5 protein-coding genes are annotated in these 10,706 nt (G+C 71.8%); 3 read left to right on the top strand and 2 right to left on the bottom strand.

Annotated features, from left to right (window positions below):
- Positions 1 to 161, bottom strand: a 161-nt coding sequence (locus VJT49_RS35285) for a DUF6444 domain-containing protein (RefSeq protein ID WP_414635979.1), incomplete at its 3' end; no start/stop codon positions are given.
- Positions 162 to 699: 538 nt separating this feature from the next.
- On the opposite strand from VJT49_RS35285, the gene VJT49_RS16130 reads away from it, so the two are divergent.
- Positions 700 to 1,026 carry a hypothetical protein gene (locus VJT49_RS16130; RefSeq protein ID WP_324165641.1) on the top strand — a complete coding sequence of 109 codons (327 nt, stop codon included), beginning with the start codon at positions 700 to 702 and terminating at the stop codon, positions 1,024 to 1,026.
- Between the two features lie 383 nt (positions 1,027 to 1,409).
- Here VJT49_RS16130 and VJT49_RS16125 read toward each other — a convergent pair whose 3' ends face one another.
- Entirely contained in the window at positions 1,410 to 1,853 is a 444-nt protein-coding gene (locus VJT49_RS16125; RefSeq protein ID WP_324165640.1) for a sigma factor-like helix-turn-helix DNA-binding protein, read from the bottom strand.
- A 283-nt stretch (positions 1,854 to 2,136) separates the two neighbouring features.
- Between VJT49_RS16125 and VJT49_RS16120 the strand changes: the two genes are divergently transcribed.
- Together VJT49_RS16120 and VJT49_RS16115 are read left to right on the top strand one after the other, a co-directional pair.
- A complete protein-coding gene (locus VJT49_RS16120; RefSeq protein ID WP_324165639.1) occupies positions 2,137 to 3,417 on the top strand; it encodes a cysteate synthase in 1,281 nt (426 codons plus the stop codon).
- A complete protein-coding gene (locus tag VJT49_RS16115) occupies positions 3,407 to 10,705 on the top strand; it encodes a non-ribosomal peptide synthetase (RefSeq protein ID WP_324165638.1) in 7,299 nt (2,432 codons plus the stop codon). The genes VJT49_RS16120 and VJT49_RS16115 overlap by 11 nt, the downstream gene beginning before the upstream one ends.
- Position 10,706 lies beyond the last annotated feature (1 nt).

Raw genomic sequence — 10,706 nt, 5'->3', positions numbered from 1 at the left:
GGCTTCGACGAGTTCCGGGAGTTCCGCCCCAACTGTCGTTTCAACTCAACAATCTCGGCCCGCAACCTCTCAACCAACGCCCCCAAGTCCGACACCATCGTCCGAAGCTCCGCGTTCTCAGCGGCAAGCTCCTCATAAGACGGACGTCGATCACCGGACACCACACCATGATCCACACCCAGCAAACAACATCAACACGACACGCCGCCACAGACCTGACCAGTTACTCGTTGCCGAAGTCAAAGTAATCCCCTCCAGTAGCAGTGGCCCGGTATCCGGGCGCGGCGGAACCAGGCGTGCGAAATGCATACCGAAACAATTCGCGCGCTCTCTTCAGGGTGCAAGAACAATCGATCTGCGAAGAACCGCGGAGACGTCGAGCCTCAGTCCAATATCGGAACCCCCGGATCTCACAGACTGAGATGTGATGCGAGAAACTGCGCTCCATGCTATGCGGACGTGATCGGCGGTGACAATCAGCGCGATCCCGTATCACTCGATCGGATCAATACTTCCGATCTTGACTTTCTTGTTGTTGGTACGATAACAAGAAAGTCGGATCTGGAATTGTGTTAGTAGAAGCCCAAGATTTCAAGCTCCGCGACTACGTCACCTCCCGGGACAACTGGCAGTTCGTCGGCACCCGCTACATCGACGAGAAACCCGGCGCCACCACCGACCGAAGCTCCGCGACCGTGGGTGCCCGCCCGGGGTATCGCGCATCAGGACATGGTCCTGCTCAAGGGGCGGGCCGCGGGAGCCGGTGCCACCGCTACCGGCCCCCGTGACCCGACCGACCGGAAGGAACCGATGCAGGGCACGTCACGCGACGAGTTCACCAGCCCCTGGGCCGCCGGCATCTACAACCGGGCACCGGCCTTCGGCAAGGACCACCCCCACGCCACCCGCATCCTCGCCCGCGCCTGGATCCACGTCATGTGGCGCTGCTGGCAGAACCGCACACCCTACGACCCAACCCCGCACGGAGGCGCCCAACACCCGATCACGCAACCCACCGCCACCTGATTTCGATCTCAACGTTGACACAAAAGGTGTCATTTGCTCAGTGCTGCCTCGCGGGGCGCCTTCTGACCCCAGGGCAGGGCGGCGTCCACCACCGTGTGTGCCTATTCAGGGTGTAGTTGGTCTGCGGCGTGCCCGCTCCGGTTACCACGGCCACGCCGTTTTGCGGGGCAGCGTGCGCGCTCTCTCGAACACGGCCGTGGGCGCGGTCTGGTGGCGGGTCAGGAGGCGCTGGGCGGCCCATTTCCGCAATGGTGGCCAGACATGGTGTTCGGCAGTCGTGGGGGTGTTGGGATCGACGTGCACCGTCCGCGGTCGTGCCGTACGTCGCGGTCCGGATCCGACGCGGTGAGCGCCGGATCGCAGGGCTTGGTCCACCAAGGCGATCAGCAGGTTGGTGACAGTGCTGTCGTCGCTGTCGTCGCCGGTGGACCCGAGCCGCTCCGCCAACCTGAATCCCGTGGCGAGTTCATCACCACGCGGCCGGGTCTTCGGGGGCGGCCTTCGCACGAAGGTCGGTCTGCGGGCCGGGCGCTTCTTGGGGGAGCGGGTTCCACGCCGTCCGCGACGAGTCCGACCTGCGCCAGCTTTGCGGCCGGCTTCTCCTTCGCCTTGCTCTCGATCTGTCGAGCGCTCTCACTGGTGAACGAGAAATGCTCGCCGATCTTGCCCAGAGTGCGATCGTCGCCGCCGTCGAAGCCGAACCGCAGCCTGAGCACCTCGGTCTCTCGTTCCTTGAGCATTGACACCGCTTTCCGCACGAGCTCGGCGCCGAGTGCACGGTCCACCACGTAGTCCGGGTTCGAGTCGTGTTCGAACGGGATGGGCACCGGCTCAGCGAACGAGATCTCGCCGTCCACACCCAGTGGCGCGTCCGGCTGCCGAGGACAACGAGGCGCTCGCTGTAATCACCGGTGGATGTGTACGGGGATCCTGTGGTTTCGGGCACATCGGAAACAGTATTTTGCGGAATTTCTTTCCGCTGATTTATGAATATTCCACCGTCGGGAACAGTTCTCTTTTCATTAATCTTGATTTCACCGTTTTCTCGCTTTTTCTCGCTTGGATTGTGGTGTTTGGGCGGTCTCCCCCTGACGAAGGAACGCGAACCCCATGGCGAACGGGCGTCCTTATAGCCTGGTCTGCCCGCTGTGCGGGGGACGGTACGAAGACGACGGCCTTCTGCTGACCTGTACCGTGCCGCACCGCGAGGCGTTGCTGAAGACCGAGTACCCCGCACGTGGCCGCGCCGATGGCCTCGGGGGCCTGTTCCGCTACCTGGACTGGCTCCCGGTCCGTCGCGTCCTGCCCGGCGCGGGCGCGGCGTCGGTGCTGCCGGCGGGGGAGTTGGGCCGGAAACTCGGGCTCACCGATCTGTGGCTGGCGTTCAGTGGGTACTGGCCCGAGGCGGGGGCCAACCTGACCACCGGCACGTTCAAGGAGTTGGAGGCCTACACCGTCCTCGGCCGCCTGCCCGAGGAGCCGCCGGTGCTGGTGGTCGCCTCCGCGGGCAACACCGCCGCGGCTTTCGCGTCCTCGTTCAGCCGCTACCGGCTGCGGTGCGTGCTGGTCGTCCCGGCCACCGCGCTGGACCGGCTCCGGTTCCCCGGGCCGCTGGACGACAGCGTGCGGTTGATCGTGCTGGACGGCGGACGCTATTCCGACGCGATCACTCTGGCGGGATCGCTGGCTTCGCTGCCCGGTTTCCAGGCCGAGGGCGGGGTCCGCAACGTGGCCCGGCGCGACGGCCTGGGCACGGTCCTGCTGTCCGCGTACGACGCGATGGGCGGGCTGCCCGACTACTACGTCCAGGCGGTCGGCAGCGGGGCCGGGACGCTGGGCGTGCACGAGGCCGCGCTGCGCCTCGGCGAGCACGAGGACGCCGGCCCGCCGCCGCGCGTGGTGATGTGCCAGAACCTGCCGTTCGCGCCGATCTACCGCCGGTGGACGGGTCGGCGCTCGACTGGTGCGGACAACGACCTGATCGCGCCGGAGCTGGCCAACGCGAATCCGCCGTACGACACGGCCGGCGGTGTGTCCGACTGCCTCATCGCCACCGCTGGCGACGTACTGGCCGTCGGCAACGACGCGGCCGCCGACGCGATGCGGCTGTTCGAGGAGACCCTCGGCGTCGACATCGAGCCGTCCGCAGGTGTGGCGCTGGCCGCGCTGCGGTCCGCGGCCGAGGCGGGCCGCGTGTCGGCCGGCGCCCGGATCCTGCTCAACGTCACCGGCGGCGGGCGGGCCCGGTACGCGCGGGACCACCTGCTCGTGCCGGCGCAGCCGGCGATCCGGCTCACCGTGCCGCGCCACCGCGAGTTTCCCAACACCGAGGACGCCCTGCGCGTGGTCGCCGCGATGGACAGGGGGGACGAGTGTGTCGTTGACGGGTGAGCGGCGGCTGCCGCTGTCCGCGGCGCAGGAGGCAATGTGGTTCGGGCACCAGGCCGATCCGACCAGGGCCGTGCACACCGTGGGCGAGTACACCGAGATCCACGGGCCACTGAACGTCGCCGTGTTCGAGGAGGCGCTGCGCCGTGTGGTCGAGGCGACCGAGGTGCTCGGCGTCGCCCTCGTACGGTCGGAAACCGGTGTGGTGCAACTGCTCGGGGGCGCGCCGGAGTGGATACTGCGCCACGTCGACCTTACCGCGGAACCGGACTCGCGCGCGGCCGCGCTGGCCTGGATGCGGGCGGACTTCGCACGACCGGTCGATGTGGACCGCGGGCCGCTGTTCGGGTACACCCTGTTGCGCCTGTCCGCCGGGCACTACATCTGGTGCCAGCGCTACCACCACATGCTCATCGACGGCTACAGCTGTTCGCTGCTGGCCGCCCGGGTAGCCGAGACCTACACCGCGCTGGTGTCCGAAGTGGGCCTGCCGCCGGTGCCGGGCGACTTGGCCACTCTGGTCGCGCTCGACGCCGAATACCGCGAATCCGCGCAGTACCGGGATGATCGCGCGTACTGGCTGGACCGCGGGTCCGGTCTGCCGAAGCCCGTGTTGCTGTCGAAGCGGGCCCCCGCGCGGCCCGGCCCGTTCCACCGTGATGGCGCCGACCTGCCCGTCGGCCAGGTGGACCGGCTGCAGTCCCTGGCTGCCGCCGCGGGCACTCGGTGGTCGCGTGCGCCGCTCGCGGCGCTCGCGCTCTACCTGGGCCGGGCCACCGGGGCTTCCGACGTCGTGCTCGGCTTGGCCGTGACGACCCGCACCACCCCGGTCGCGAAGCAGACCCCCGGCATGGCGTCCACAGTGCTGCCGCTGCGGCTGCACGTGCGCCCGGACACCCGCGTGGGCGAGCTGGTGGCGCAGACCGCGGCCGCGACCGCCGAACTGCTGGCGCACCAGCGTTTCCGGGGCGAGGAACTGGCCAGGGAGCTCGGCCGGGACGGCCACCGCTACTTCGGTCCCGTCGCCAACATCATGGGTTTCCGTGCCGGGCTGACCTTCGCCGGCATCCCCACCACGACCCGGAACCTCTCCACCGGTCCGGTCGAGGACCTCGCGCTCAACGTGTACGAACGGGCCGACGGCCACGCGATTCACCTGGAGTTCGCCGGCAACGCCGAGGTCTACTCCGCTGGCGAGCTCGCGGCCCACCACCGGGACTTCCGGGAGCTGCTGGGTCACCTGCTCTCCGCCGGTCCGGACACGCCCGTCGGGCGGCTGGACCGGACCACCACCGCCGTCGCGGAGCCGCCGCCCGCCGAGCCGGGCGCCACCGTGCCGGAGCTGTTCGCGGCCCAGGCCGCGCGGACCCCGGACGCGCCCGCGGTGGTCTGCGGCACCGACGTCCTCGGCTACCGCGAGCTGGAGCGGCGCGCGGCAAGGCTGGCCGCGGCCCTCCGCCGCGTGGGCGTGGGTACGGAAGACCACGTCGCCGTCCTGCTGCACCGATCGCCCGCCGTGGCGGTCGCGGAACTGGCCGTGCTCCAGGCGGGGGCCGCCTACGTGCCGCTGGAACCGGACGCGCCGCCCCAGCGGCTGGCCCGGATGCTGGCGAACACCGGCGCGTCCGTGCTGCTGACCGAGCCGCGGTTGACCGCGCTGGCGCAGGCCGTGTTCGCCGGTCCGGTCGTCACCGTCGACGAGGAGGGCGAGCCGGGCAAAGCACCGGCGATCCACCCCGACCAGCTCGCCTACGTGATGCACACTTCGGGGTCCACCGGAACCCCGAAGGGCGTCGCCGTCCGGCACCGCGACATCACGGCCCTCGCCGCCCACTCGGGGTTCGCCGGCGCGCGGCGGGTGCTGCTGCACTCGCCGCATGCCTTCGACGCCGCCACCTTCGAGCTGTGGGTGCCGCTGCTGCGCGGCGGGATGGTCGTCGTCGCCCCGCCGGGTGACCTGGACGGCCGGGCACTGGCCGCTCTCGTCGTGGCGCACGAGCTGACCTCGGTGTGGCTGACGGCGGGCCTGTTCGTGGTGCTCGCCCACGACGAGCCGGGCTGCTTCCGCGGGCTGCGCGAGGTGTGGACAGGCGGCGACGTCGTGTCCGCGGACGCCGTGCGCCGGGTACTGGCCGCCTGCCCTGGTCTGACCGTCGTCAACGGGTACGGACCCACCGAGACGACGACGTTCGCCACCAGCCACCGCATGAGCGGCCCGGCCGAGGTGCCGGATTCCGTGCCGCTCGGGCGACCGCTCGACGGGACGGCGGTTCGCGTGCTGGACACCGCGTTGCGGCCGGTGCCGCCGGGCACGGTCGGTGAGCTGTACGTGTCCGGTGCCGGGGTCGGCCGCGGTTACGCCGGCCGGCCCGCGTTGACCGCGCAGCGGTTCGTCGCCGACCCGTGGGCCGCGCCGGTCGACACCGCGGCGCGCAGCGCTTCCGTGCGGGGCGGTGGTCGAGCGACGGGCGGGCGCATGTACCGCACCGGGGACCTCGTAAGCCTCGGCGAGGACGGGCTGCTGCGGTTCCACGGCCGGGCCGACGATCAGGTGAAGGTCCGTGGTTTCCGGGTCGAGCCGGCCGAGGTCGAGGCCGCGCTTCCAGGCAGCGTCGTGGTGGTGCGGGAGGACGTGCCGGGGCAGCGCAGGCTGGTGGCCTACGTGCCGGGACCGGCCGACGTCGGGGCGCTGCGGGGGCGGGCCCGTGCGCAGCTACCCGCGTACCTGGTGCCGTCCGACTTCGTCGAGGTCGACCGGTTGCCATTGACGCCCAACGGAAAAATCGACCGGGCCGCGTTGCCCGCGCCGCCCGCCGGCGAGTCCGCGGGCCGGGCACCACGGACGGGTGCCGAGACGCTGGTGTGCGGGCTGTTCGCGGATCTGCTCGGCATCGCCGGGGTGGCCGTGGACGACGATTTCTTCGCTCTCGGCGGGCATTCCCTGCTCGCGCTCCGGCTCGTCAACCGGATCCGGGCGGTCACCGGCACCGAGCTGTCGGTGCGGAAGGTTTTCGAGCACCCGACGCCCGCCACGCTGGCGGAGATGGTCCGTGGCGGGGGAGCGCGGCAGGCCCTGGTGGCGCGGGAGCGGCCCGTCGAGGTGCCGTTGTCGCCCGCGCAGCGCCGACTGTGGTTCCTGCACCGGTTGGAAGGGCCGCGCGCGACCTACAACATCCCGCTCGCGCTCACCCTGTCCGGCCCGCTGGACAGGGCAGCGCTCGCCGCCGCGCTCGACGATGTCGTGGCGCGTCACGAGGTCCTTCGCACTGTCTACCCCGAACGCGACGGCGAACCGAGCCAGCGTGTCCTCGACGCGGGCGCCACGCCGACCGAGGTGTCCAGCATGGACGAGCTCGAGGTTGCCGCCCGGTACGCCTTCGACTTGACCTCCGAGCCGCCGCTGCGAGCCACGCTGTTCCGCACCGGGCCGGAGGAGCACGTGCTGCTGGTGGTCGTCCACCACATCGCCGCCGACGGCTGGTCGATCGGTCCACTGTGGAAGGACCTGTCCACCGCCTACCGCGCCCGGCTGGCCGGTCGCGAGCCTGGGTGGGCGCCGCTGCCCCTCCAGTACGCGGACTACGCGCTGTCGCGCCGGGAACCGGGTGAGACCGAGCTGGCCTTCTGGCGGGACGCCCTCTCCGGCGCGCCCGAGCAGCTGGATTTGGCTGCGGACCGGACCGGGGAGCCGAGCGGGCGGGGCGGATCCGTTCCGGTGCGGCTGCGCGCCGACCTCCGCACGCTGGCCGCCGAGTGCGGCGCCACCCCGTTCATGGTCGTGCATGCCGCGCTGGTGGCTCTGCTCACGCGGCTCGGCGCGGGTACCGACATCCCCGTCGGCACGCCGGTCGCCGGACGTGTGGACGAGGCCTTCGACGACCTGGTGGGCCTGTTCGTCAACACCGTCGTGCTGCGCGCCGGCACCTCCGGCGATCCGAGCTTCCGCACGCTGCTCGGCCGGATCCGGGAGGCCGACCTCGCGGCCTTCGCACACCAGGACGTGCCGTTCGACGACGTGGTGGATGCGGTCAACCCTGGCCGTTCGCTGTCTCGGACCCCGCTGTTCCAGGTGATGCTGGCGTTCCGCGGCGAGCGGCTGCCGGTGCCCGACCTGCCCGGGCTGCACGTGCGGCAGGCGCGGATCGGCACCGGGCAGGCGAGGTTCGCACTGTCGCTGAACCTCGCCGAGCGGCCCGACGGCGCCGAAGGCGACCTGGACTACGACGCGGACCTGTTCGACCACGGCACGGCCGAGCGGCTCGCCTGGCGGCTGGAGCGGCTGCTCGCGGCGGCGACCACCGACCCGGACCGGCCGCTGAGCACCATCGACCTGCTCACCGACCAGGAGCGCAGGCAGGTCCTCGTAACGTGGAACGCAACCGAGCACGCCGTGGGCAGTACATTGTGGACGGATCTGGTGGTGCGCCAGGACCCGGACGCGCCCGCCGTCAGCGACGCGGACACCGCGCTGACCTACCGCGAGCTGCTCGCCAGGGCGGACGGGCTCGCGGCCCGGCTGATCGCCGCCGGGGCGAGGCGCGGCCGCGTCGTCGCGTTCGCGCAGCCGAAGTCCGTGCACATCGCGGTCGCCGTGCTGGGCATCCTCAAGTCCGGTGCCGCCTACCTGCCCGTGGACCCGGACTACCCCACCGAGCGGATCGCCTACCTGCTCGCGGACGCCGAACCGGTGTGCGTCGTGACCACCGGCGAGCTGGCCGGCCGCCTGCCCGGCACGGTGCCGGCGCTGACGATCGACGAGACGACCGGCGAGCCGGTGGCCGTCCCGCTGTCGTCCGGCGACGCGGCGTATCTGCTCTACACCTCCGGCACCACCGGGCGGCCCAAGGGCGTCGTGGTCGAGCACGGCAACCTTGCCAACTACGTCGCTCGCGCCGTCGCCGCCTACCCGAGCCTGCGCGGCCGCACCCTGCTGCACGCCTCCATGTCGTTCGACGCCACGGTGACGACCTTGCACGGCGCGCTGGCGGTCGGCGGGTGCGTGCACGTGGGCGAGCTGGGCGGCGAGGGCTACACCTTCCTCAAGGTCACGCCCAGCCACCTGCCGCTGCTGGCGGAGCTGCCGGGTACGTGGCCCACCGAGGAGCTGATGGTCGGCGGCGAGCTGCTGCTCGGCACGACTGTGCGCGAATGGCGCGACCGGTTCCCTCAGGCCACGCTGATCCACCACTACGGACCGACCGAGACGACTGTCGGCTGCACGGACCTGCGGTTCGCGCCGGGGGAACCCGTGCCCGACGGTCCGGTCCTCATTGGACGTCCGATGTGGAATACCCGGGCCTACGTGCTGGACGCCGCGCTCAACCCGGTGCCTCCGGGCGTGGTCGGGGAGCTCTACATCGCCGGGGCACAGGTGGCCCGCGGCTACTGGCGCCGACCTGGCCTGACCGCCACCCGGTTCGTCGCCGACCCGTTCGCCCCGGGCGCGCGGATGTACCGCACCGGGGACCGGGCCCGCTGGACCGCCGATGGGCTGCTGGAGTTCCGCGGCCGGGCCGATGATCAAATCAAGATCCGCGGCTTCCGGATCGAGCCGCGCGAGATCCAGGCCGTGCTCGCCCGGCAGCCTGGTGTCGCCGCGGCGGCGGTGGTGGTGGTGCGGGAGAAGAGGCACCTGGTTGGCTACGTCGTCGCCGAGCGGGGGAGCACGCTCGATCCCGCCGCACTGCGCGCGCGTCTCGGGGAGATGCTGCCCGCGCATCTGGTGCCGGCCGCGGTGGTCGTGCTCGACGAGCTTCCGCTGACCGTGCACGGCAAACTTGACCGGGCCGCGCTGCCCGCGCCCCGGATCGAGACGAGCGGGCGGACCCTCGGCACCGACACCGAGCGGCTGCTCGGCCGCCTGTTCGCCGAGGTGCTCGATGTGCCGTCGGTGGGCGCCGCCGACGGGTTCTTCGCTCTGGGCGGGGACAGCATCCAGTCGATGCGGTTGGTCAGCCGGGCCCGCGCGGCCGGGCTGCGGATCACGCCGCGGGACGTCTTGGCGCACCAGACCGTGGCCGCGCTCGCTGCGGTCGCGGCTCTGGCGGCCCCCGCCGCCGCGGACCCGCGGGCGGCGACCGGTCCCGTGCCGCCGACCCCCGCGATGCGCCGGGCGTTCGACCGCGGGGTGCCGATCGATTCGTTCAGCCAGTCGATGGTCCTGCCGGTGCGCGCGTCGCTCGGGCGGGACGAGGCGGCCGCGGCCCTGCAGCGGCTGCTGGACCACCACGACGTGCTGCGGATGCGGATTACGGGGGAGCGGGTGGAGATCCCGCCGCCCGGCACGGTCGATGCCGCCGCGCTGGTGGAGGAGGCGAGCGGGCCGCTGGGGGAGCTGCGGCGTGCGGCCGAACGGTCGCTGCGCCCGGAGCGCGGCGAGGTGGTTCGGGCCGTCCTGCTAACCGGCGGCCGGTTGCTGCTGGTGGTGCACCACTTCGCGGTCGACGCGGTGTCCTGGGGCATCCTCGCCGAGGACCTCGCCGACGTCGTCGCCGGACGCCCGCTGCGCCCGGCCGGCAGCCCGTTCCGCGCGTGGGCGGAGAACGTGGCCGCCGAAGCCGCGAACCGTGAGTCCGAACTGGACCTCTGGCGCTCGATGCTGCACGACCCGGAACCGGCGCTGGGCCTGCGTGAGCCAGACACGGTCCGCGACCTCCTCGGCGGTATGCGGCACCGAAAGGTGCGGGCGGCGGCCCCGCGGACGGACACGATCGAGGTGCTGCTCGCCGCCCTCGTGGGCGCCTTCGGGCGGCCCGTGCTCGTCGACGTGGAACGCCACGGGCGCGTCGAACTCGGCGGCACCGACCTGACCCGGACGGTCGGTTGGTTCACCGCCGTCCACCCGCTGCGCCTCGGCACCGGCACGGTCGCCGACATGCGGGAGCGGCTGCGCTCGCTGCCCGATGACGGCATCGGGTACGGGCTGCTGCGCCACCTGCGGCCGGAGGTGTGGCCGGACGGGCTCGCCACGGCCCGCGTCGGCGTGAACTACCTGGGCAGGCTTGACGAGCTGCCCACGCTCGGCGGGGATCCGGCCACCCCGGTGGCCCATGCCCTGGAGATCACCGCCGCGATCGTAGCCGGTGAGCTGACCGCGACCTGGTCCTGGCTGCCCGGGGTGCTCGGCGAGCACGAGGTGGACTGTCTGGCGCCGTCCTGGGCCACGCAGGTGGCTGAGCTGGCCGGTGACCCGCTCGCGGCCGGGGCGGGGCTGTTCGTCGACCCGCTGGTGGCCGAGGTGTCCCAGGCGGAGCGCGACGCCTGGGACACGGAGTTCGGGGAGGTGCGCTGAC

It is taken from the genome of Amycolatopsis sp. (assembly GCF_035276945.1).
Classification (GTDB): domain Bacteria; phylum Actinomycetota; class Actinomycetes; order Mycobacteriales; family Pseudonocardiaceae; genus Amycolatopsis_E.
The sequence above is the reverse complement of the archived record's forward strand: the minus strand, read 5'-3'. Positions and strand labels throughout refer to the sequence as shown.

What these genes read in the sequence shown, in the direction of transcription:
- VJT49_RS16120 (WP_324165639.1), top strand. Translation starts at nt 2,137, where the DNA reads ATGGCGAACGGGCGTCCTTATAGCCTGGTCTGCCCGCTGTGCGGGGGA.